At 54.1% G+C, this 24,240-nt stretch carries 20 protein-coding genes; 9 read left to right on the plus strand and 11 right to left on the minus strand.

The annotated features are described in order from the left end of the window. Window positions 1–163: 163 nt before the first annotated feature. The 3 genes from gltX to SH528x_RS30940 all read right to left on the minus strand — a co-directional run bounded on the left by gltX (window position 164) and on the right by SH528x_RS30940 (window position 4,568). Window positions 164–1,705: a glutamate--tRNA ligase gene (gene gltX, locus SH528x_RS30930; protein ID WP_442507277.1), complete on the minus strand. Its 1,542-nt coding sequence runs from the start codon at window positions 1,703–1,705 to the stop codon at window positions 164–166. A gap of 415 nt (window positions 1,706–2,120) precedes the next feature. Further along, window positions 2,121–3,818, minus strand: a complete 1,698-nt coding sequence (locus tag SH528x_RS30935) for a hypothetical protein (protein WP_442507278.1) — start codon at window positions 3,816–3,818, stop codon at window positions 2,121–2,123. Window positions 3,819–3,953: 135 nt separating this feature from the next. Further along, window positions 3,954–4,568: a DUF456 family protein gene (locus SH528x_RS30940; RefSeq protein ID WP_442507279.1), complete on the minus strand. Its 615-nt coding sequence runs from the start codon at window positions 4,566–4,568 to the stop codon at window positions 3,954–3,956. 340 nt (window positions 4,569–4,908) lie between these two features. Between SH528x_RS30940 and SH528x_RS30945 the strand changes: the two genes are divergently transcribed. After that, window positions 4,909–5,514 (plus strand): HNH endonuclease, encoded by a 606-nt coding sequence (locus SH528x_RS30945; protein WP_442507280.1) that lies wholly within the window; start codon window positions 4,909–4,911, stop codon window positions 5,512–5,514. A gap of 221 nt (window positions 5,515–5,735) precedes the next feature. Here the strand turns inward: SH528x_RS30945 and SH528x_RS30950 are convergent, their stop codons facing one another. Next, the gene (locus SH528x_RS30950) at window positions 5,736–6,020 is read right to left on the minus strand and encodes a 4Fe-4S binding protein (RefSeq protein WP_442507281.1); all 285 of its coding nucleotides are present in this window, start codon (window positions 6,018–6,020) and stop codon (window positions 5,736–5,738) included. Between the two features lie 312 nt (window positions 6,021–6,332). On the opposite strand from SH528x_RS30950, the gene SH528x_RS30955 reads away from it, so the two are divergent. Then, window positions 6,333–7,547, plus strand: coding sequence for a class I SAM-dependent rRNA methyltransferase (locus tag SH528x_RS30955; RefSeq protein ID WP_442507282.1), 1,215 nt, complete (start codon window positions 6,333–6,335; stop codon window positions 7,545–7,547). 202 nt (window positions 7,548–7,749) lie between these two features. Next, window positions 7,750–8,412 (plus strand): FHA domain-containing protein, encoded by a 663-nt coding sequence (locus SH528x_RS30960; protein WP_442507283.1) that lies wholly within the window; start codon window positions 7,750–7,752, stop codon window positions 8,410–8,412. Between the two features lie 579 nt (window positions 8,413–8,991). On the opposite strand, the gene xerD is transcribed toward SH528x_RS30960, so the two are convergent. Then, on the minus strand, window positions 8,992–9,945 hold the full coding sequence (gene xerD, locus SH528x_RS30965) for a site-specific tyrosine recombinase XerD (protein WP_442507284.1): 954 nt from the start codon (window positions 9,943–9,945) through the stop codon (window positions 8,992–8,994). A 343-nt stretch (window positions 9,946–10,288) separates the two neighbouring features. Here xerD and galE point away from each other — a divergent pair, with 343 nt between their 5' ends. Beyond that, complete coding sequence (galE, locus tag SH528x_RS30970; RefSeq protein WP_442507285.1) at window positions 10,289–11,272, plus strand: UDP-glucose 4-epimerase GalE; 984 nt, start codon at window positions 10,289–10,291, stop codon at window positions 11,270–11,272. Window positions 11,273–11,283: 11 nt separating this feature from the next. Here galE and rpiB read toward each other — a convergent pair whose 3' ends face one another. Further along, on the minus strand, window positions 11,284–11,751 hold the full coding sequence (gene rpiB / locus SH528x_RS30975) for a ribose 5-phosphate isomerase B (protein ID WP_442507286.1): 468 nt from the start codon (window positions 11,749–11,751) through the stop codon (window positions 11,284–11,286). A 276-nt stretch (window positions 11,752–12,027) separates the two neighbouring features. Between rpiB and SH528x_RS30980 the strand changes: the two genes are divergently transcribed. After that, the gene (locus SH528x_RS30980) at window positions 12,028–13,827 is read left to right on the plus strand and encodes a 30S ribosomal protein S1 (protein WP_442507287.1); all 1,800 of its coding nucleotides are present in this window, start codon (window positions 12,028–12,030) and stop codon (window positions 13,825–13,827) included. Window positions 13,828–14,150: 323 nt separating this feature from the next. Here SH528x_RS30980 and SH528x_RS30985 read toward each other — a convergent pair whose 3' ends face one another. Together SH528x_RS30985 and SH528x_RS30990 are read right to left on the minus strand one after the other, a co-directional pair. Beyond that, entirely contained in the window at window positions 14,151–14,774 is a 624-nt protein-coding gene (locus SH528x_RS30985; protein ID WP_442507288.1) for a superoxide dismutase, read from the minus strand. A gap of 210 nt (window positions 14,775–14,984) precedes the next feature. After that, entirely contained in the window at window positions 14,985–17,219 is a 2,235-nt protein-coding gene (locus SH528x_RS30990) for a diguanylate cyclase domain-containing protein (RefSeq protein WP_442507289.1), read from the minus strand. A 544-nt stretch (window positions 17,220–17,763) separates the two neighbouring features. Here SH528x_RS30990 and SH528x_RS30995 point away from each other — a divergent pair. From SH528x_RS30995 to SH528x_RS31010, 4 genes are all read left to right on the plus strand, one after another. Next, complete coding sequence (locus tag SH528x_RS30995) at window positions 17,764–19,254, plus strand: lipopolysaccharide biosynthesis protein (RefSeq protein ID WP_442507290.1); 1,491 nt, start codon at window positions 17,764–17,766, stop codon at window positions 19,252–19,254. A 65-nt stretch (window positions 19,255–19,319) separates the two neighbouring features. Next, window positions 19,320–20,006 (plus strand): hypothetical protein, encoded by a 687-nt coding sequence (locus SH528x_RS31000; protein ID WP_442507291.1) that lies wholly within the window; start codon window positions 19,320–19,322, stop codon window positions 20,004–20,006. An 11-nt stretch (window positions 20,007–20,017) separates the two neighbouring features. Next, the gene (locus SH528x_RS31005; RefSeq protein WP_442507292.1) at window positions 20,018–20,863 is read left to right on the plus strand and encodes a sugar phosphate isomerase/epimerase family protein; all 846 of its coding nucleotides are present in this window, start codon (window positions 20,018–20,020) and stop codon (window positions 20,861–20,863) included. Between the two features lie 4 nt (window positions 20,864–20,867). Then, the gene (locus SH528x_RS31010) at window positions 20,868–21,218 is read left to right on the plus strand and encodes a histidine kinase (RefSeq protein WP_442507293.1); all 351 of its coding nucleotides are present in this window, start codon (window positions 20,868–20,870) and stop codon (window positions 21,216–21,218) included. Window positions 21,219–21,297: 79 nt separating this feature from the next. Here SH528x_RS31010 and ruvA read toward each other — a convergent pair whose 3' ends face one another. The 3 genes from ruvA to cysS all read right to left on the minus strand — a co-directional run bounded on the left by ruvA (window position 21,298) and on the right by cysS (window position 24,227). Next, window positions 21,298–21,924: a Holliday junction branch migration protein RuvA gene (ruvA, locus tag SH528x_RS31015; protein ID WP_442507294.1), complete on the minus strand. Its 627-nt coding sequence runs from the start codon at window positions 21,922–21,924 to the stop codon at window positions 21,298–21,300. A gap of 186 nt (window positions 21,925–22,110) precedes the next feature. Continuing rightward, window positions 22,111–22,602, minus strand: coding sequence for a crossover junction endodeoxyribonuclease RuvC (gene ruvC / locus SH528x_RS31020; protein WP_442512212.1), 492 nt, complete (start codon window positions 22,600–22,602; stop codon window positions 22,111–22,113). Window positions 22,603–22,631: 29 nt separating this feature from the next. Further along, window positions 22,632–24,227, minus strand: coding sequence for a cysteine--tRNA ligase (cysS, locus tag SH528x_RS31025; protein WP_442507295.1), 1,596 nt, complete (start codon window positions 24,225–24,227; stop codon window positions 22,632–22,634). Window positions 24,228–24,240 lie beyond the last annotated feature (13 nt).

Below are 24,240 nucleotides of genomic sequence, written 5' to 3' on the forward strand. Positions count from 1 at the left end.
AAATGGGTTTGTGGGGCTGACGGAACCGGCGTTACGCCTTTTGAAGTTGCGCTATTGTCGTTTCCCCAACAAATCCCAACCCGAAGCGTCAGCGAGGGACCACGTCAAGATCGAGATTCCCTCGCTTACGCGGCGGGTTGTGAAAAACACGCAACTCCAACAGCTAGGCTTGGACCACCTTGTCGATCCTCGCCAACACTCGCTCTTTACCTATCACCGCCAACGTTTCGAACATGCCAAACCCGGCTGCAGTTCCTGTGGTCGCCACTCGCAATGCATGAATGATGTTGCCTAGCTTGATGCCCTCGGCGTCACAGAATTGCTTGACCAGCGTTTCGCTCGATTCGATCGTCCATGTGTCTGCGGCAGCAAAATCCTCTCGCAATTTCTTGAGCAGATCTTTCGCTGCCGAATCCCCTTCGATCCGTTTAGCGTACGCTTTGGCGTCGACCGGAAATTCATCGAGGAAGCAGTAATCGAAGTCGAGGATGTCACCTGCGATCTTCAATCGGTCACCGGCACCGTGAACCACTTCGCCGAGCTTCGCGTCGGAGCCCGCTTCCTGTAACAATCCGGCGCGCTCGGCAAATGGTTTGACTCGCTTGATTCGTTCTTCGAGCGGCAGTGCGGCAAACGCATCCCCTTGGAACGACAGCAATTTTTGCGGATCAAACGACGCCGGCGCCTTCGTCACTCGCTCGAGCGAAAACAGTTCGGTCATCTCAGCAATCGTGAATTTTTCACGCTCGCCATCGAGCGACCAGCCCAACAGCAACAAGTAGTTCAAAATCGCTTCGACCGTGAAGCCAATTTCGCGATAAAAGTCGACAATCACGGGGTTAAACGTATCCGCTTCGGCGGGGATTCCACAGCGATCGGCGATCCGACGTCCCCGTGCAAGCAGTTCGGCGAAATCCTTGTTCTTCTCGTACTTGGCAAGCTTCCGCTTGCTCAGTTTTGCATGACCGCCTGGTTCGGCAACGTAGGGCAAGTGCGCGTAGGCCGGCCGTTGGTAACCGAGTGACTCGAGAATAAAGATTTGCCGTGGCGTGTTCGACAGATGTTCTTCGGAGCGGATCACGTGGGAGATTTCGTAGTCGTGGTCATCGACCACGCTGGCCAGGTGATACAAACAACTGCCGTCGGCGCGTTGGATCACATGGTCTTGCTCGGATCCCCAGGCGACACGCACTTCGCCGCGAACCAAGTCCGAGATCACACATTCGCCTTCGCGAGGCATCTTTAAACGGACGACGGCGGTGCGTCCTTCGGCTTCAAACGCAGCGGCAGCGGCATCGTCCTCGGCCATCCAGCTACGATCGTAAATGAACTGCTTGCCCGCCTTTTGTGCTTCTTCTCGCAGCGCCGCGAACTCTTCGGGGCGTGAGTAATCGCGGTAGGCATGACCACTTTTTAGCAGCGACTCGGCCGCCGCAGCATGGCGATCGGCTCGCTGGGACTGAAAATAAGGCTCGTGGGGGCCACCGACTTCGGGCCCTTCGTCCCAGGTCATCCCCAACCAACGAAAACCATCCAAGATAGGCTGGATCGCTTCGTTCACGTTTCGCCCCGCGTCGGTGTCATCGATGCGAAGAATGAATTGACCACCCATTTTCCGTGCGACCAACCAATTAAAGAGGGCGGTGCGTACACCACCAATGTGCAGGTAACCCGTCGGGCTGGGGGCAAATCGTGTTCGAATCATGGATCGGATCGAGCAGGGGAGTGGGAAACGGAGAAAAATCGCGAAGGGCGAACAAGATCTGGGAGAAGATACCCGAAGATGGGGTTCGGCTCATAGAAGCCCACTGCGGCGCTGAGGGCAAATCCGTTTTTCAAACGAGGGGTCTGTACCGAATGAATCTTAGGGTAGTGGACGAGGCAACGAGTCCCCTTGAGCTGGCAGGACTCGTTGCCTCGTCCACTACGGCCGCCCTAACCTTCAGATGCCTTCTACGAGCACGACGCGCTTCGCACTTGTGTTTTGTGCCTCGCAAGGGCGGGAGTTTCGGTCGCGAAACTCAGGAACCGTTTTAGAACGACGGAAGCCCTTCTGCCGAAAGTCTTGGCGACTTTCGCGACGAGAAAGGACGACTTTCGCGACGGGGAGATGCGGACTTCTAGGCGGCACGGCCTTGGCGTTTGAGCTGTTTACGAAGCTTCCGGCGCTCGGTCTTGCTGAGCGAATCCCAGTCGATTGAATCGGAATCCTCCCAATCTTGATCGCCCGAGGCGTTTCCGTCCTGCGAGTCATCCTCGTCGTCGGCAGCGGCTTCAGGACTTGCTTTAGCACCGCGATTTAGCCAGCCACCGAGCCCACGTTTCTTTGCGGGCGGATCATTCTCACCTGCTGCCTGATCGTCCGCCCCCTGATCATCCGCCGAATTGGCTTCGTCTGTGGTTTCGTCATCCTGCTGTGATTCGGGTTTATTACGACGTCCCAAACCGAAAGAAAATCGACCACGTTTCTTGGGCGAATCCTCGTTAGCCGCTTCCTCGTCCGACGATTCGCTCGCCGGCGACGCGTCCTCTAAATCTTCTTCGTCCATGTCCGTGCGTTCAGCCTTCGCGGCTCTCAACCCCAACCAACGACGTTTCTTACGAGGCTCGGACTCCGTTTTGGGATCCGCATCCTCGGCCATTTCCTCGGCGGCAGCGGCGGCAGCGTCTTCTCGTGTTTCGTCCGTTGCTGCGGAGCTGTTTTTGTTGCCGCGACGTAGCGACCACCAGCGACGTTTGCCGGCACCCTGATCGTCGGAGTCACCATCCTCGCCGGAGTCGGCATCATCTCTTGCGTTTTTACGCTGCAGTTTCGCAGACGACTTTTGCTTGTTTTTTGCCGTCGGTTTGGAGACGGCGGCAACCTTGGGCTCCGCCCCGGCGTCACCTTCTTCATCGGCGTCCGCGTCTCGATCGCGGCTCAGATAACGCCCCTTCCATTCTTGGAAGCGTTCGGCGAGTGAGTCGTTTTCGTCCAGGTTGCGGACTTGACGATAGAGCTGGCGCAGATAGCCACCGAGCGAAATAAACAGCGTTGTGCAAGCTAACAGCGGAGCGGTTGTAACGAGCGACCATTTGCCGAGCGAATCGACGGCAAAGATGTTCCATTTTGCGGCAACCGGAATGGCCATCAAGGTCCAGGCAATAATCATTGTCACCAATGACCAACGCGACCGACGTACTTCGGCGATCAAACGCAGCGCCAACACAGCGCCACCGATCGCGATCACGATCGAAAACCAATCGCTACCTGACAGCGCAACTCGCTTGCCAACGGCGAGATCGAGCACCGCGCCGGTCCAGTCAACGATCGAAACAAGCGAGTTGATGCTGGCGACAAACATCACGATCAACACGAGACGCCATAAACGGTATTGGCCGGTGTAGTCGTCGACTCGATAGCGTCGGACTTGATAGATCAACAGCGACGCGCCGGTGGAACCCGCTAACAAAACGCACATGATCCAGCGTCCGAAGCTGTCGGGACGGTCCAATCGCAGCGGACGTGCAATCTCGGGATGATCGACGATCGAGGGCCACGCCACCGATGCGTAGTGAGCGGCGGACAGCAGCAAAGCCACGCCCCATAACATCGCCGCGACGGTGACGAGGGTTCGTCGTTTGACAGGAACGAGTGAGAACCAGCGTCCCCGCAGGCGACGGTGTACCCGCGCAGCATACGTTGCCGTAGGTCGACGCGCCTCACGCCACTGCTCGGCGGTACGACGACTCGCCGCTGTGGATGAGGTCAGGTCGGCTTGCTGAGTCGAATAAAGAACTCGCCGCCGACGGTCGATCGTGCGCCGCGCGTGGGACATGCAACCTTGGCCATGGTATTTATCTGAAGAGTTTCCGCCGCGGCGAGCGTAGGAAAACAGGCCCTACAAAGTCAATGCAATCCGATCACAACAGTTCACCAGCAATTGCTAGCAAAGACTTGCGAGTGTCATTGGCTAAAACAGGACGCCGATCAACGCCGCCAGCACGACGGCCAATCCGGCCATAAACTTGCCGAGCGTGCCAAAGGTGCGTCCCCAAAACGCAGCGTGACCGACGCTCCAGCTTTCTCGCCACGAACGCCCGTCGGTCCATTCGCCGTAGATTGCTCCGGCGGTCGCCCCGACTCCGCCAAACAGAATGGCAGCCAAAATAGGGCCCACAATTGGAATCGGGATCCCGATGAAAGCACCAATCAGTGCTCCGGCCATCGAACCAACCACAGCCAAAATTGTCGAGCGGCGGCTCGCTCCGGCCTTCTGGGCTCCCAAAGCTCCGGCTGCGAACTCGATAATTTCTCCGATCAAGGCGAACAGAAATGCCGCCGAAAGCGTTGCCGTGCCGATTGCTAACCGGCCTTCGCTTGGCCCAAGCCAGGCGTACAGGGCCATCGCGGCGACGGAAATCCAATTCCCAGGCAGGGTGATGAGGTTCAAACCCCACGCGACCACACAGAAAACGACGAGCAAAATCGCGGTTAAAACGGCACCGGTTGGCCCCAGCCAGCCAAACCAACGCTCGGTGTCGATTAAAAAGGAAAAAATAGGAAGGAGCGAACTAAATGCGAGCATTGAAATCAAAAAGAGCGGGATTTTGAGCCAGAAAATGCGGCCAGAAACACGTATTTTGCCGTAAATCTTCGGTGAAATTGCGATGAACCGTTACGTCAATTTGATGGCGACTGATCGTCGACACTCTACAATTATGGGAAAGAAACGCTGCGAACCCCCATTAGACTTATCGGTGTCGCAGAAAGCGTAGTTTATCCCCATGCATACTTATAGTGAATGCAAAGCGAGTCCATTAAACTGTTGAAGATGGTTCAGTCGGGGGTTTGGAAAAAAACTTGACTGGACGGATTCGTCCCACAAAGTGCCTTTTTAGAGAGACAACGGAAGGATCGAATTGCTTATGTCGCAAAGTGTACTCGACACGAATGTGTTAGTGCTGAATCGTTTTTACATGGCGATCCGCGTGGTCAACGTACGACGTACCTTTACGTTGTTGTACCGCGAATGTGCGGAAGTAATCTGTCATGACGACGATCAATACGTCAGCTACGACTTCGAAAGCTGGTGTGAACTCAGCCAGATTACGTCTCTCGAAAAACAACCGGACGAGGATTACATCCGCGCCGTCGGCTTCGATCTACGCGTGCCTCGGATTGTGCGATTGACGCGATTCGATCGGATGCCCCAGCAGACGGTTCGTTTCAACCGCCGCAATTTGTTCGCGCGGGACGATAACCAGTGCCAGTACTGCGGTCGAACGGAACCAACTAACAAGCTGAGCTTGGACCACGTGATCCCAAGGTCACATGGCGGACCGACAACGTGGGAAAACATCGTTTGCTGCTGCCTGAAATGCAACAGCCGCAAGGGTGGCCGGACGCCACAGCAAGCACGTATGCAATTGCTTAGCCGACCGGTGAAACCACGTTTCAATCCGATGTTGGCTCAATCGATGGAAGATCCTCGGTACGAGTGTTGGAAAACATTCCTGCCAGCGGTGAGCTGAGCTGGGAAGCCGCTGCAGCGAAAGTCACAGCGACTTTTGGTAAAATTCGGTAGCTCTCAGATTGGACGGCGGCTCGGACGAAACTCTTGGCGAGTTTCGCTACAAGGTGATTAGCCTAGCCCACGAGACATTAAAAAACCCTCGGTGAAATTTCTCACCGAGGGTTTATTATTTCGTTATCGATGATCGAATACGCTTGCGTAATCGATACCGGAAACGTCTTACTTATCCGCTAGCGGCTCTTTCTTTTCGGTAATGACATCGCATTCATCCGACTCGGATCGCTCGGCGTTCAGCTCGACGTAGCTCTTCCATTCCTCGGGAACGTTGTCTTCGTGGAAGATTGCTTCAACGGGACATTCAGGAACGCACGCTTCACAGTCGATGCATTCTTCAGGGTGGATGTACAACATTTGATCGCCCTCGTAGAAGCACTCTACTGGACAAACAACAACACAATCGGTGTATTTGCATCCTGAGCATGGCTCGCAAACAACATGTGTCATGGCAGATGACCTTTCTTTGAAGCATTTTCGCGTACGATCGTCACGCACCATCCGCGTGCCGATTCGTCTTCCATTTTATCGACCGGACAACCCAGTCGCTCCAGTTTAACCGACCCCATTGTGCCCAGTTTGGTTCTCGATGGCGAGCGGGCATTTTGAAATCGGCTTAAATCGATCATTCTATGACTCTTTCAACCGCATTCTGACGCAGACTTTTTAGCCGCAGAATCGCTTACGACCGATCAAGATGATCCGGCTCACCGCCTCGATCCCTACCCCCCAATCGACCATTTCCTTTAGGAAGAACAACGCGTGACCTACTCCGAAACCCCTGTTCCTTTGCGTTTGAAACCGTCACGCCAATTTCCGTTTTTGGCTCGTCATCCGTGGGTTCACGCCCATGCACTCGCGGACACGGGACATAATTTGAAGTGCGGCCAAGTGGTCGACCTGCTCGATTTTGACGGAAATTGGGTCGCTCGCGGCATCGTGAATCCCGGCAGCCGCTTGCGAGTTCGGCTGTATGCCTTCGACGCAAATGTCGAAATCAACGAGAACCATTGGCGCTCGCGTATCGATGCAGCCATCGCCCGCCGCAGGCTGACTGGCCCGATCGACACGCAAGCGGCCGAGCGAATTGTCTTTAGCGAATCGGATCTACTCAGCGGTTTGATTGTCGACCGCTATGCCGACTGCCTTGGTGTTCAATTTACTGCCGGGGCGATGCTGCGTTGGCAGCAGCCGATTCTCGAGCATTTGAAATCAGCCTTGGCGGCGCGGGCAATCATGGTCCGCGTGGATGAAAAAACAGCAAAACATGAAGGCATTGAGCCCCTAAACGAATGGTTCGAGGGAATCGAGTTAGTCGAGTCGGTCCTCTATCGCGAGAACGGACTCGAATTGGCAGTTGATCTTCATGGCGGACAAAAGACGGGGGGGTATCTCGACCAGCGACTCAATCACCTCACTGCAGCCCAATACATGAAAGGCCGCAGCGTGTTGGACGTCTGCTGCTACAACGGCGGGTTCGGCTTGGTCGCCTTAAAAGAAGGTGCCAAGTCCGTGCTCGGAATCGACTCAAGCCAAGCCGCTTTGGATCATGCACAGGAAGCAGTTAAACGCAACGGCTTGGACAATGATGCCCACGGCAAAATCAGCTTTTCGCAAGGCGACTGTTTTGACGAACTGAAGCGACTCGGCGACGAAGGGCAGCGTTTCGACGCGATCGTCTTGGATCCCCCTCGATTTGCGGGAAGCCGCCATCAAGTCGATACAGCGATCCGAGCTTACCGCCGACTCAACTCGCTAGCGGTTGACCTGCTACCCCCTGGAGGGGTGCTTGTGACGTGCAGTTGCAGTGGTCGTGTCTCGCGTTCGGAATTTTTAAATATGTTGCTGGACGTAGGGCGGCGAAAACGACGCGATTTAATTGTGTTAGAGAACCGAGGCCCCGCGCCGGATCACCCTTGTGCAATTTCATGTCCCGAAAGCGACTATTTAAAATGTATTATATTAGAAGTTCAGTAAGTACATTCATGAGTGTGTCGCGTTAGGACCTTGGCGACTACTATTCAATCACGCCGAGTCGGAGTCGAGTCGAATTGTTAAACGACAGAAAGATCTCGTTAAACGGCGGGAACTGCGGTGACGCAAACGTAAACAAGGTTTATACTCACCCTCCTCGACAAATCATTCTTGTCATTCAAATTTCCTCCACTCGGAGTGCCCCATGTCGGGCGTGACCCTCAAGATTCTGCATGGCGCTGATCGTGGTAAGGTGTACGAAAACTTGCACCCACCGCTGACAGTAGGTCGCGAAGAAGGCAATGACATTCAGCTTAATGATGAACGTGTCAGCCGATGTCACTTCAAGGTTCAACGCGACAACGAACGACTTGTGCTAACCGACTTGGATAGCACCAACGGAACGAAGGTCAACGGGACCGAGTGTCAGCTGAAGATTCTTCGACATGGCGACTTAATCGCATTAGGCCGCAGTTTGATCTTGGTCGGCTCTGAAGAACAGATCGCAGCACGACTTGCGGCCATGGGCGGCGATAATCCGACACTCAGTCGTGACATGGCATCCTCCGAAAGCTCGATTGCACTGGAACTGAATCAAGAGCCGAAGTCGCCATACCCCGCCGAATTGGTCCAAATCCTCGAAGTTCCTTCGATTCCCGACGGATTGTCTCCGGGCCAAAAAGCACAGCTCTGTGAAATCCTTGACTACCTTCAATCACGGCTTCACAAATTGATCGAAGCGGCAAAGACAAACGAAAGCAACGACGAAGTCGTCTTAACGTTCTCGGCTTGGCAACGCCTGCTTGATGCTCAAGCCAGATTGTCTGCGATGGGACGCAAGATCGCGGATCCCGATTGGCCTAACTGATTGAACGACATCGTTACATCAGCCAATCTCACGTCGCAATCGATTGCCACTTAAACACGCGAGTTTCTAGCACCGTCGGAACAATAAGTGACGGGTTTTCCCGTAGCGGAAGTCGTCAAGACTTTCGTTTTCCAGGCTGGTCGAAACTCTCGCGCGAGTTCCGCTACGTCAGTAGTTACTCCGGCGGTCCTTAAAAGCGTAATCGCTGACGCATTTCTAAGTTGCCTTTTTTCATAAGCCGAAGCGTAAGCGAGGGAATCGCTGACTTGACTCGGTTCCTCGCTTGCGCTCTTTGATGTTGCTGTTTTGTGCCGGAGGCACTTCATGGGATAGCCTTGGACTTTAGTCCAAGGTTATCGGTTCTGAAATTGGCACCAAGTCGCGGAGCGACGTTCTGTGGCGAACGAGCAAGTCACAAAACGTCCCGCTGGGACTCGATTGATATTGGCGAAAATCCCTCGGACTAAAGTCCGAGGCTATCGATGTATGTCGCTCCGCGACAGCAAATAGCGCAACTTCAAAACTTTCGCTTCGGGTTGTGACTTGCTAGGTAAAACTGCAATATCGCAACTTCAAAACTCACGCCCTCGGGTGAAAGCTTTGGTGCACCTTCTTCAAACGCGAGTGTTCGACGTGCGTATAAATTTGTGTCGTTTGAATACTTGCATGCCCAAGCATCTCTTGCACTAAACGTAAATCGGCGCCTCCAGCCAATAAATGAGTGGCAAAGCTATGCCGCAAACTATGGGGGCTAATCGAGGGATCGATGCCAACACGCTTGGCATAAAATTTAACAAGTCGCCACAGCTGGATGCGATCGAGCGCACGACCACTGCGTGACAAGAACAACTCTTCGGGAGGATGCGGGCTCTTCTCCGCTAACTTGCCTCGCAACTCTTCGCAGTAGCGAGTGATCGCAGCGATCGCTTGCGAGCCGATAGGGACCATGCGTTGCTTGCCTCCTTTCCCTTCGCACTTCAAGAATTTTTCGCTCAGCGACATGTCTCGCACACGAATCGAACAGACCTCTGATGCGCGACATCCGGTTGCATAAAGCACTTCCAGCATCGCCATGTCACGCTGCCAATAGACATCCGCCTTCCGCGGTGACGACAGAAACAAGTCGACTTGCCGAGTCGACAAAACGCTCGGCATGCGTTGCCACATCTTCTGAGTGACAATCAATTCGGCCGGGTTGCTCTCGACAATCCCTTCAAGCTGCAAGTATTTAAAGAAGGTGCGAACCGCAACCACGTTGCGTGCGATCGATGCAGGAGCTAGCTCGGCTTCGTGCAGTTCGCCAATGTACGACGACAGATCGTTAATGGATATTTGGTTCAGCGCTCCCTTGCCAACCCAAGCCGCAAATCGCCTCATATCGCGGCCGTAAGCGGCGATCGTATTGGCTGCCAAGTGGCATTCGCTACGCAGATAGTCGAGGAATTCGTTGCAAATCGTTTCGGTTGCGCGACTCGATTTCGGTGGCGGCCCCGCCTTTTGCAACAACTCGAGCTTGGTGGGTCGTTTAGCCAATGCATCCCCTCAAAGGTGAAAATGTGGGATAGGCTTCCAGCCTGTCGAGGCAGAAAGGTCTTTTCGTAGCGAAACTCGCCAAGAGTTTTGGGTGGGGCAAGGGTGGACGAAAGTCTTCGCGACTTTCGCTACGAGGGTCGTAGCATGGACTTCCAGTCTGTTGATTCTGCGACACACAGCCTCGAAGCCTATCCCACGAGCTATGGCATTGGCGGAATCAACAAATTACCCTTATCTTGATTCGACAAACGACGCGGTCGCCATTGAAGAGAGATGGCGATCTCGCTCGGTTTTCGTTTTTGCTCGTCCAAACATTCCAACTGTTTTAGAAAGTACGATTGCCATGAATGTTCTAGTGGTAGGTGGCGCGGGATACATCGGTTCTCACGCGGTTCGGTTGCTGCTAGACGCAGGTCACTCAGTTACCGTCTACGACAATCTTTCACGCGGCCACGCGGCAGCGGTGCCGGACGGAATGCTTGTCCAAGGCGAATTGTCCGACCGAACCAAGGTCGTGCAAACGCTTCGCGATAAAAAAATTGACGCGGTAATGCACTTCGCGGCGTTTGCACTGGTCAATGAATCGGTCAACGACCCAGCTCTCTACTACCGCAACAACGTGATCGATGCAGTTGAACTGCTTGATGCAATGCGTGAAGCTGATGTCAAGAAAATCGTGTTTAGCAGCACCACGGCCACGTATGGGGAACCGGACACGATTCCGATCCCAGAAACGACACCGCAAAATCCGATCAATCCGTACGGATTTACAAAGATGGTGTTTGAGCATGCGTTGGCCGACTACGCTGCGGCGTACGGCTTTGGCTACGCGGCACTTCGTTACTTCAACGCTGCGGGTGCTCGGCCGGACGGATCGATTGGCGAAGACCACGATCCGGAAACGCACTTGATTCCGATCGTGTTGCAGGTCGCTTTGGGACAACGCGACGCGATCACCATTTTTGGTGACGACTACGCGACCGAGGACGGCAGCTGTGTCCGCGACTACATCCACGTCGACGATCTAGGTGCCGCTCATTTGCTGGCGCTGGATAAAATCGAACCCGGCAAAGGACTTTGCGTCAATCTGGGGACTGGCCGTGGCACCAGTGTCCGTGAAATCGTCGAGGCATGTCGCGAAGTCACCGGGCACGCGATTCCTGAGAAAATGGGGCCGCGTCGAGCTGGCGACCCTTCGGAATTGATCGCCGATGCCCGGATGGCCAAAGAGCGACTGGGGTGGCAACCCAAATATATGGACGTCAAATCGATCGTCGAAACCGCTTGGAAGTGGCATCAAGCCCATCCAACTGGCTACGCAAAGTAAAAAATCAGGAATTAAATTCCCTCTTTTTCGATTTTCAAAACTTTGGCCAATCGGCGAGCATGGCGATCTTCGGGCTCGTATTGAGCACCGAGGAACGCCTGGATGATTTCAAATGCCAATTCTGAGCCAATAATCCGCCCGCCGATACAGAGCACGTTCATGTCATCGTGCTCGACGCCTTGGTGGGCCGAGTAGGTGTCGTGGCAGATCGAGGCCCGAATTCCGTGGATTTTGTTGGCCGCCACACTGACGCCCACCCCGCTGCCGCAAACCATAATTCCCTTGTCGGCCCGTCCTTCCAAGATTTCTTTTGATACCGCGATCGCAAAATCGGGGTAATCACAGCTCGCTTCGCTGTTGGTGCCGCAATCGATCATCGCGCTGACCTGGTCGCCAAAACGCTCGACGATAATCTTTTTCAGGGAAAAACCGGCGTGATCGCCACCAATGGCGACTCGCAGAGGAAGTGATTCAGTCATGGGATCTTGGAGTGGGCGATGTCGAAAGAAACAATCTCGGACTCAGAACAGGCCATTTGATACCGATCGGACGCCGAAATGGCAACGGATCGGCTTTTTCATCGTGAAACTACGGGCAAAGCTGTTGTGACGTTTTTGTCGCTTTGTTAGGTTACGCGACTAGGCGCTTGATGATGTGTCAAGCTAGGAGACAAATAACCAACTCTAACCCCCCCGAACTTTGGACCGGTGCATGTCTCGCACCCTAGGTTCATAGCTCAATTGGTATCAATTTTCATGGTCAACCGTAACCTCATCCGCAATCTCGAAGACGACGACATTCTAGCCGAATTGGCTCTGCTAGTCCCTGCAGACCAAGCCGAAGAATTGCTTTTTGAAGCCCTGGCAGCGGAACAACAAGATTATGCTCAGGGAAAACTTGTCGACGGCCGAATCGTTGAAATTAACGACGAATGGGCACTGATCGACGTCGGTTTCAAGAGCGAAGGCACCGTCAGTCTCGATGAATGGGGAGGGGACGAAAATCCACCTAAAGTTGGCGACACCGTCAAAGTTCTCATCGAAGAGATGGAGGACGAACTCGGAGCGGCCGACGATCCTTACGGCATGATCTCGCTAAGCAAGCGCAAAGCGGAAAAGATCATCGAGTGGGAAGACATGATGGACAAGGTTGCCGAGGGCCAAGTGGTCACCGGTACCGTTGTTCGCAAGATCAAGGGTGGTTTGCTGGTCGAATTGGGCGTTATCCACGTCTTCTTGCCAGGCAGCCAAGTCGACATTCGACGTCCCGGCGACATCGGCGATTTCATTGGCCGCGTGATCCAGGCCGAAGTGCTGAAGATCGACGACATGCGTCGCAACATCGTGATCAGCCGTCGTTCGTTGATCGAACGTCAACGCGAAGAAGATCGCGCCTACTTGATGAAAGAACTCGAAGTTGGCCAGATCCGCAAAGGGGTCGTCAAGAACATCGCCGACTTCGGTGCGTTCGTCGACCTGGGCGGCATCGACGGTTTGCTTCACATCACCGACATGGCTTGGGAGCGAATTGGTCACCCCACCGAAATGGTTTCGATCGACCAAGAAATCGAAGTCAAGGTTCTGCACATCGACCGCGAAAAGCAAAAGATTGCTCTCGGTTTGAAGCAGAAGGATCGCAACCCGTGGGAAAACATCGAAGAGAAGTACCCAGTCAACACCGATCACAAGGGCGAAGTCGTCAACGTGATGAGCTACGGTGCGTTCGTCAAACTCGAACCTGGCATCGAAGGTTTGGTACACATCAGCGAAATGAGCTGGACCAAGCGAGTCAATCACCCAAGCGAATTGGTCAACATCGGCGACGAAATCGATGTCAAGATCCTGGGTGTCGACCCCGCCGGCCAACAGTTGTCGCTCGGTATGAAGCAAACTCAGAAGAACCCTTGGGACGAAGTGCTCGAGCGTTATCCTGAGGGAACGGATGTTACCGGCAAGGTGCGAAACCTTACCAATTACGGTGCGTTCATCGAATTGGAAGAGGGCATCGACGGACTGCTTCACGTCAGCGACATGTCGTGGACTCGCAAGATCGGTCACCCGAGCGAAATGCTCGAAAAGGGCCAAGAGCTTGCTTGCCGCGTCTTGAGCGTCGACGAAGAGCGTCGCCGTATCGCCCTGGGACTGAAGCAGCTTGATAACGACCCATGGGATGGCGACATTCCTGACAAGTATCAACCTGGCCAATTGGTCAAGGGCAAGGTCACCAAGATCACCAACTTCGGCGTCTTCATCAGCTTGGAAGACGGACTCGAAGGCCTGTTGCACATCAGCGAATTGGCTGAGCAGAAGGTCGAAGATCCCGAAGAAGTGGTCAAGGTTGGCGACGACATCGAAGTCAAGGTCCTGCGAGTCGATACCGACGAACGCAAGATTGGCCTATCGCTCAAGCGAGTCGAATGGGGCGAAGAGCAAGAACGTGCTGCAGCGGCTGCCGAAGCTGCCGAGAACCAAGTCCCTGCTTCGTCCGTCGAAGGCGAACTGAAGGGCGGTTTGGGCAGTGCGGGTCCTCTCTTCCCACCAAGCAGCGACGAGTAAGATCGACGAGTAAGATCTCAGCTACTTGTGATTGAATAAGACAGACGGCGGACTTTCGAGTCCGCCGTTTTTTTTGCGCGTGCAATGCTTGCCGGGCAACGAAGATACGAAAAAAGGCGTTGCCGTCTAACGGCAACGCCTTTTCGTTTGGTTCACGCTCGAGTTCGGCCTCGGCTTGCAGCTTGTTGTTTTAGTGATCCGCGACGCGTAAGCGGCCGGGTCTTGGACATTACCCGGTGCCTTACGGCCCACGGCTCACTCTCACGGTTTAATTCATCAAATAAACCAACAACAAGCCGCCAGATCCGCTCCGTTACATCAAATTATTTTGCAGCTGCAAAGCGATCGGCGACCGCGTCCCAATCGACGACATTCCAGAATGCGGAAACATAGTCAGGACGGCGGTTTTGGTAGTTCAGGTAGTATGCGTGCTCCCAAACGTCCAATCCAAGAACCGGCGTGCCGCTGATTCCAGCAACCGATTGCCCCATCAAAGGATTGTCTTGGTTTGCGGTGCTGCCAATCTTTAACGCGCCGCCTTCGACGTAAAGCCAAGCCCATCCGCTACCGAAACGGGTTGCTGCAGCGTTGGCAAACTGTTCTTTCATCGCATCGAATGAACCGAATGCTTTGTCGATCGCAGCGGCCAAATCGCCCGAGGGACTGCCACCCTTGCTCGGTCCCATCACGGTCCAGAACAACGCGTGATTCGCGTGTCCGCCACCGTTGTTGCGAACGGCACCGCGTTTGTCGTCCGGTACAGCCGAAAGATCCGAAATCAAATCTTCGATCGACTTGCTTTCCAGTGGCGTGCCAGCGATGGCATCGTTGACCTTCGTGATGTAGGCCTGGTGATGCTTGGTGTGATGGATTTCCATCGTCTTGGCGTCGATGTGAGGCGTCAATGCATCGTACGCGTAAGGCAGTGCAGGCAATGTGTAAGCCATGGCCAATTTTGCTCCGTTTTAGGGTCGAAAAAATAAACTTCTCGCTACCCTAGAACGATAACGCCCGAGTCAAGCCAAGGAAATAACCCCTTGATTTCATTCCGCCGACGACTCTTACCACGGTGCAACCGATCCATGGCAAGGCCGCGTCGCGTAAGCGCGTTACAACGGTCATGTAATCATGACGCTGTTGCAAGTGCAGCGGTGACGCTAGACATCCGAATCGGTGACAATTTCACCCATCAGATAGCTCTTCAAACTCGAAACGAGCTGGACGATGCAGGGCTTCAATGCTCGGTTGCGTCGATCCCGATTTCGGATCGGGCGAATCGCGACGTGCACTTTGGTTCCATCCCAATGGCGACTGCCTGAACCGGCGAAATCGTTGCGTTTTTGCTCGCTCAAAGTCAATTGTGCGTTCAGCACGATTTGGTGGTCGACGCGGCGACGACCACCGGTGGTGCAAACCGCATTGACTTTGATCGAAACTTGGTTCTCGGTGACATGCATTACTTCCGCGTCGTGGTCGGCGATAAAACCTCGTAGTTTTTCGATAACCAGCGCTGTCGGAACGGGCGTCAAAATGTCGAACTCGCTGTTCTTCTGAATCTCGCTGACATCGAACCAAGCAAACCAGCCTCGCTTGGTCGACTCGGCAGTCTCACTGGGTCGATTTCCCGACCCCAGCTGAATGACTCGATTACGACCGTTGTCCTTCGCTTTCAATAGAGCGCGATCCGAGCGAGCGAGAATCGTCTCGGCGGTGTCGCCCGCTTGATATTCGGTCACACCAAAACTAGCCGTGACCGCTTCATTGCCGATGCTCGGCAGCGGCGTCCGCTCCAGTGCGGCGCGAATCACTTCGGCACGTTTGGTCGTGGTCGCGTTGTCGCAATTGTTTGCAATCAACAAAAACTCTTCGCCACCATAGCGAGCAACCAAGTCACCGTCGCGACTGTGGCTTTCCAAAATCTCGGCAAAACGGATCAATGCTTCGTCGCCTGCGGGATGCCCGTGCACATCGTTGACCCGTTTGAAGTGGTCAATGTCACAGATAATCAAACTAAATGTAGAGCCGCCTTCTTTGGCACGTGCGGTCAAAAGTGCCAACTGTTCATCAAAGTAGGCTCGATTGGCGATCCCGGTTAGCGGATCGCGTGTGACTTGTTGGTGAAGCGAGTCGAGCTTTTCAAGCATGTTGGCTTCGTCCGAGACATCGCGAATCACGATCACGGTCCCCAAACATCCTGGTTGCGATCCGGAAACCGGAGTCACTTGGACATGCACCGGGGTGGAAATACCACCGGGTTGTTCAATCACCATTTTTCGCTGGAACGAACTTGCCGAGCGAAGGCACTGCGTCACGATGCAAGAATCCTCTTGACGAGAAGAGTCATTTTCTCGCAACCGAACGGTTTCGTTGCTCCACGCCTTGCCATGGATCGCATCACAGGAAATCCCCGTTAGATGCTGCATAGTATCGTTCCACCGCGTGATTGTCCCTTCACTGTCGGTAAACACCACACCATCTTTGAGCTTGCCGACGAGCGAGTCTAAAAACAGCTCGTCCTGTCCCGATCGGATCGCAAAGCCGGCCTGTTTGTGACCGGATCCAGAATTCCAAATCGACAATTCGGAATCGCTTTGCAGTTGATTGAGCCAGCGATCCAGGACAACGCCCTGCAACAGTTCTGGGCGATCTTCGAGCATGTTGCTAAAATCGATCACAAGCTCGGGATCAAACTGGGTGTCGCTACCTTTAGCGAGCTCTTGAATCGCCCGTTCACGGCTAAGGGCACTGCGGTAAACATGGTCGGTTGTCATCGCATCAAACGCATCAGCAATCGCGAGCATCCGAGCGCCCACCGGTAACGCGTCACCCCGCGGTCCGTCATCGTGCCGACGACCGTCATACCACGAATTCGCGTGCAGAACGATGTCGAGCAATTCGTTGTCACTAGTGCATCCGCGTAAGATTTCGACTCCCAAGCGAGAGCAGCAATCCATCGTCAATTGCTCGTCGACCGTTAACTTGCCTGGTTTTCGCAGCACGCGATCGGGAATCCCAATTTTGCCAAGGTCGTGCAGCAACGAAGCCACTTCGATACGATCTCGCAGCGATTGATCGAGTCCCAGCCGATGCGCCCACGCAGAACACGACAACGCGACTCGCAGGGAATGAGCCGCAGTGGCGACATGTTTTGCCCGCAGCGAAAAGAACAGCGAGCTGGCGATCCCAAGACGCACCATCGCCAACTGGTTTTCAAACTTGACATCAGGCGATTCGATAAAGCGACGCTCCTCGCTCTTCGGCGAGGCCTCATGCAGACTGGCAAGCAGTTGCTCTAGCTGCAGATTCTTCTCCACCAAATTCGCCTGTTCCATTCCGAGAACGGGGGCAGCGATGGGGCTCGTGGATGCGGATAGAGAAGGGGTCTGGTTCATTCGGAGAAACCGTAAGGTCGAGAGAACAATATCGCTGCGAGCTGAAACATAGGTTAGGAAAAAGCCCAAAGCCAACCAAAAACCATGACTTCATTCTTTCCTAAACATCAATAAATCCGGGGGTAAATCGCGCACCCGTCCTCTGGGGTGACCCAGCTGAGCCATTGGCAGCAGTGTCGATGCACAGGGCTCTTGCCGACTACTCGACAGCCAACTCTACCAATTTGCATAAAGCATCCACGCTGAAGGATTCCCCCATCGAATCTTCGGCTTTCAGAAACTAGGGGCCCAGCATCCCATGACCAGCCGTCCCGCCCAGCGTAGAAGTGACATCATTCCGACATGTTACAACCCTCACCTCCGCGCCATCCCGCAAAACTTATCGACAATTATCGCCGGCAATCCAAGTTTTAGGGACGCCAGTACTCACTGCATCCCACATTTCATCGATCCATTACGTTTCGCCATTGACGCAATCTGAACGCAGTTGAGTGAGGTTTCGTCCCTATCCACTGTGTTTCCAACATGGAACGATCTGCTAGCTGTGACATCGACCAAGACCGAAACTCCCACGAGCTTTGCTGCTGATTCGCTTGCGATTGGCATGATTGTCGTGTTAGCGATGACGGTCATCCAACGATCACTCGGATTTTTCCGAAGTGTCTGGTTTTGCCGATTAATGGACGATTCGCTGGTCGGCCAGTGGGCAATGGCATTCGATTTCATCACCATGGCCACGCCGGTGATGTTGTTCGGAATGCCCGGTTCTTTGCCGAGGTATGTGGAAACCTATCGACAACAAGGTCACCTTCGATCACTCGTTCGGCGATTGCTTTTGGTAACGCTTTGCTGTGCCGCAGTCTTCCTTTGCGGTTTGATGGTTGCCCCCGATTGGTTTGGATGGCTGATTTTTCTTGACGCTGACAATCATTCGTTGACCTACTGTGTCGCCGCCGGTGTGTTGGCGATCATCGCATTCAATTTTGTACACCAATTAGTCTCGTCGTTACGGCAAGTGCGGGTTGCATCGATGATGCAGTTCGTTCAAAGCGTAATGTTCACAGTCCTGGGGGTCGCTTGGTTGATGCAAGGCGGCGGACTCGCGGGATTAATCCTCAGCTTTGCCATTGCATCTTTGATCGCAATTCTGCCCGGTGGATGGACGCTGGCTAAAGGATGGCGGGGACTGCCACACAGCGAGTCTCGCTTTGATGCCCCATCGATGTGGCGACGCTTGCTGCCTTATGCGGTGGCGTTATGGACGATGAACTTATTGAGCAATCTATTTGAAATGTCTGATCGTTACATGATCTTGCATTTCACTCACGGTGGCGAACAAATAGGACAAGCGGCGGTAGGCCAATATCACAGTGGCCGAATCTTTCCGGTGTTGTTAATGAGTTTGGCGAGCATGATTGCCGGCGTCTTGATGCCGTATCTTGCTGCGGACTGGGAATCAGGGCGTCGCGAAGCGGTGGTGGATCGACTTCGCAAGGTCCTCGCTGCGTTATCCGTCGTCTTCACTCTGGGAAGTGCGGTAACAATGTTGATCGCACCATGGTTGTTTGCCAACTTGCTTCAAAATCGTTACGCAGACGGCTTGGCACTGATGCCGATGGCATTTGTATTTTACATCTGGGCATCACTCGTGATGATCGGACAAGACTATTTGTGGGTTGCCGAACGCGGCAAGTTAGTCGGAATCGCGATCGCGGTTGGCTTAACGCTAAATCTAATTTTAAACGCATTGCTATTGCCAATCCTGGGACTGCAAGGTGCTGTGATCGCAACCTTGTGTGCTCATGGGACTGTCATGATCGGTATTTGGATCGCGATGGCTTGGTGCGGATTCAAGTTTGATTTTTTGATGGTACTGATCAGTGTTCTGCCAGCGAGCTTGATACTGGGATCAACCGTTGCAATCGCCAGCGTGTCGGCAGTAATCTTCGTCAGTCCTCAGATAAAAATATGGCTCGGCGAAGGAATTTCGCTCATCGCAGCCAAATTCAGTCGCCCTGTAACACAGCTCTCGTAAGCAAGCCGAATTGCCCCGATCTGCAGACCTGCCACCTTGCCTGAATTCTTGGTAGGCTACGTGGCATGAATTTCCTGAGCCACGCATTGCCCTACTTTGACCAGCCAATGAAGGCTGCTGGAACTGCGGTACCAGATTGGTTGAGCGTGGTGGATCGCAAAATTCGGGCGCGTCGGCGGCACGCCTTGCTGTGGACCGAAGACGAGGACCCCGACGTCCGAGATGTGGCCAGCGGGATCATTCAACATGTCGATGACGATCAGTGGTTTCATGCCACTCAAGCCTTTGTCGAAACGAACATGACACTGGCGGTTCAGCTTCGTGATCTCTTGCCCGGCGACGCAGGATTTCGACCGACGTTTGTGGGCCACATTTTGATCGAAATCTTGCTCGATGCATTCTGGATTCGCGACGATCCCTCGACCGCGGACCGCTACTACGGCTTGCTAAGTGATCTTTCGTCCGAGAAAATCCAGGCCTGTGTGAACAAAATAACGGGCAAACCGACGGAGAACCTCGCAAAAGCGATCGATCGTTTTATCGAATTGCGGTTCTTGTACGACTACCTCGACAATGACAAACTCTTGTATCGGCTCAATCAAGTGATGAGCCGTGTTGGACTTGCGGCTTTACCCCCACAAGTTGGCCAATGGCTCTCGCAAGCGTCCACGTTGGTTCAGTCGCGACGAACGCGATTACTGACACCACCGTCGGGCGAGTCTCCTTTTCCCTCGCTTCAACACTCGAACTAGATAGGCAAACAATGAAATACGGCATGAACCTCCTTCTGTGGTCCGGCGAAGTTACCGACGAACTAATGCCAGTTTGCGAACAACTCAAATCGGCTGGCTATGATGGCGTTGAGTTGCCAATGTTCAACATCGACCTCGACTACGCGGCGATTGGCAAAAAACTTGATGGCATGGGCCTAGCTCGCACCGCAGTCACGATTCGTGGTGAAGAAGACAACCCGATCTCGCCCGACGCCGCCGTCCGTGCGAAGGGAATCGAGTTGACGAAAAAGACATTGGATTGTTGTGCAGTCGCTGGCGTGGAAACATTGGTCGGCCCTTACCATTCGGCAATCGGCGTGTTCAGCGGCGCGGGTCCCACAAAGGACGAATGGAAATGGGGCGTGGAAAGCATGCGCGCGGTCGCCGAACATGCTGGCAACGTCGGAGTCAAACTTGGCGTCGAAGCGCTGAACCGTTTCGAATGTTATCTCCTTAACTGCCATGCCGACTCGGCGCGTTTTGTTCGCGAAGTCGACCATCCCGCTTGCGGCATGATGTACGATACCTTCCACAGCAACATCGAAGAAAAGGGAATCAAGGACGCAGTCAAAGTCGGTGGCGATAAACTGTATCATGTCCACATCAGCGAGAACGATCGTGGCACTCCCGGCGAAGGACACGTTCGCTGGGACGAAAACTTTGACGCCATTGCAGAAATGGGCTACGACGGTTGGATGGTCATCGAAGCGTTCGGCTTAGCCCTTCCCGAAATCGCAGCCGCCACCAAAATTTGGCGCCGCATGTTCAAGGATGAAATCACGTTGGCCACGGAAGGCTTAAAATTCATGAAGAACGAAGTCGAGAAACGTAAGTAATCCCATGGCAAACCCAACCGCTGATCTCGTTCTGTTTCTGTCCGGTGATTTGATGTTCGCATCACGCGTGCGTGGCGCGGCGGATAACGCTGAACTGCAATTCAAGTTCAGCGGAAATTTGCCCGAAGGTGACCTCGATTCGGTGGCCTACGTGATCATCGATTTGTCAACGCGAAGCAAATTGATCCCCGATGTAGTGGGGGAAATCGCGTCTCGCTGCCCGACGGCAAAAGTGATTGCCTACGGACCTCATGTCCAAGTCAATCAACTCAAAGCGGCACGCGAAGCCGGCGTCCCCACCGTGATGACTCGAGGCCAGTTCGACACGTCGCTATCGAGTTTATTTGCGGGATAGGCTCGAGTAGCGAAAGTCGCGAAGACTTTCCTCCACCAAGGCCCCCGAAACTCTTGGCGAGTTTCGCTACGGTCAAACCTTAACTTGACCGTTGGTAGATCGCGGTCAGTAGCGACTCGGTGTCTTTGAACTTCTTCTTGCCCGAAATCGCTTCGTCGATCAAACGTCGTGCATCCGCTTCGGAATGCCCCAGCGTGATCAAGGCATCGAAAGTCTCTCCGATCACTTCGCTGCCAGCCTCAGGCGTTTCGCCAATCGAGCCCGGATCAACCATCAAGGCGAAGCGTGGCATTTTGCGGCGAAGTTTAGCAATAATTCGCTCGCTCGTTGCGGGCCCCACGCCCGGAAGTGCCGACAACGACTTAGCGTCTTGCTGTTCGATCAGCACCGCCAATTCCTTGACCGGACGCACCATCGCCCGCAACGCCTTCTTCACACCGACACCGTCGACGCTGCAAAACAGATCAAAAAATTGGCGTTCGGGTTCCGACATAAAACCGATCAATCGCGGGGTCAAGCGTCCGCCTTGGGCCGCATTGCCCTCGATGTACTGCAGCGTATGCAGCCGCGCCTCGTCACCGATTTTGCCTTGCAATTGGCGACGTGTGAAATCGGCAACAAACACCTCGTACTCAAACGGGGCCGATTCAATCACCACCGAGGCCTCGCCAACGCGAACCAATTTTCCTGTAATCGTGACGATCAACAGATTGCATCCTACAAATACGTGTTATTAAAAAGTGGGATAGGCTTCGTAGTGGAGGTTGCTAAACCTCCCTCGCCGCCGGGACCTTTAGCAAGATCCACTACATGGATTCTGGGACCTTTAGCAAGATCCACTACATGGACTCTGGGATCTTTAGCAAGATCCACTACGCTTCCCGCTTGTTCCTTACTTCATCAACTTGTCTAGCGGCGTGTTGATGCCCAAGTGATGGCCGCACAACGCGATCGCCAATGCATCGGCGACGTCGGCCGGCTCAGGCAGATTCGCCAATCGCAGTTGCAACTTCACCGCCAATTGCATTTGGCTTTTGGGGGCTCGACCGTTTCCGGTCAACACCTTCTTCACTCGTGTGGGCTCGAAGTGGCCTACCGGAATCTCTGCTTCACCGGCGGCTAAACAAATCACGCCGCGAGCGTGTCCCATCAAAATCGCCGTTCGTGGTCGCTCGTAATGCGAGAACAACTGCTCCAGCGCCATCATCTCGGGGCTTAACGCCTCGATCACTTCCTTGACGCCGGTGTAGATCTCTCGCAAACGCTTCTCCAGCGGATCCTTGGCACGACTGCGAATGATTCCGGCTTCGCACAACTTGATCGTTGCACCATGAACCTCGATCACTCCGTACCCGGTTGTATTTAAACCGGGGTCAATCCCCAGAATCCGCCGTCCCGATACGCCGCCTTTGATCACGAGCTACGTTCCCAGCTCGTACCTTCTTTCTTATCCAGCAGCGCGACGCCAAGCTCGCTCAGACGATCGCGGATCGCATCGCCAGTGGCGTAATCTTTCCGCTCGCGTGCTTCTTTGCGCAAATTGATCAACAAGTGAACCACACTGTCCAACAGCGCCGCGTCGCCATCGTCGCCACTCGATTTCGGTGGTGCTTTGACGAAAATCCCCAGCACTGCAGTTAATTCGCGAATGATCGTCGCGGCTGCTACGAGCGAAGCGACCGCCGCAGAAGCCTTGTCGCTATTCGCGTCGAGTTTGTTTTCGTCCATGAAACGATTCATCAAACGCAACGTATCAAACAGCACACTGATTGCTGCACCTGTATTGAAATCGTCATCCATCGCGGCCAAGAATTTTTGCCGAACGCCGTACATCTCGACCAGCAACGCGTCTTTGCCGGGATCAAATTCACCCTTCGTACGCGACGTTGCGGGCTGCAAATCGTAAACTGACTTGCCGCTGATCTCGGCGAAACGATCAAAGAATCGGTAGAACGCTTCGAGCGACGTGCCCGCTTCTTGCAACCCTTCTTCGCCATACACGATGGTCGATCGATAGTGAGTGCGGAGCAAGAAGAATCGAATGCGTTCGCCGGTATGTCGGCGAATCAGCTCGGACAATCCGCCCGCTCCCTTACTACGGCTGATCTTGCCCGCAGCGGCCTCTTCGTTGGATTCTTCGCGATCGCTTTTGCCACCGACTTTGCCTTTTTCACCGGCTCGCATCAGCCCATTGTGCATCCAGTACTTGACCATCGGTGCATCGTGGCAGCAACCGCTTTGGGCACGTTCGTTCTCATGATGAGGGAACATCAAATCCAAACCGCCGCCATGGATGTCGAACGTATCGCCCAAGATTTCGTGGCTCATCGCCGAGCATTCGATATGCCAACCCGGTCGCCCCTTGCCCCAGGGGCTATCCCAAGCGATCGATTGGCCCTTCGAGTTTTTCCACAGTGCGAAGTCGCCCGATGATTTTTTCTTGGCCGCCGCTTCGCCCCCTTCGCCTTGCTGGGCATCGACGCTGCGATTGGAAAGCTGGCCGTAGTTCGGGTCCTTCATCACATCAAAGAAGACATCACCGTCGACTTCGTACGCGTGTCCCTTGGCGATCAAAGCTTCGATGAAGCTAATGATTTGCGGCATGTGGTCGGTTGCACGGGGCAGATAGTCAATTTGATTGACTCCCAACTCACGCAAATTCGACAAGTAATCGGCGGTCATTTCGACCGCGATCTGGCTCATCGGAATCCCACGCTCGCGGCTTTTCGCGATCAATTTGTCGTCGACATCGGTGATATTGACGACCCAAGTGACGTCATAGCCGCTGTAGCGGAGGTAACGTTTGACGGTGTCAAAAATAACCGGGCCGACCATGTGCCCGATATGCGACTCGGCGTAGACAGTCGGTCCACACAGATAGATGCCGACCTTGGGCGGGGCGATAGGCTGAAAGATTTCCTTGGTTTTACTCAGCGTATTGTAGATTCGGATCTGCGGCTTCGTGTCCGAAGCCCCAGTGACGCTGGTGGATGCGGTAGCAGTGCTCATCGAAATAGTTCTG

Origin of the sequence: Novipirellula methanifontis (genome assembly GCF_052161655.1) — a bacterium.
GTDB lineage: Bacteria > Planctomycetota > Planctomycetia > Pirellulales > Pirellulaceae > Novipirellula.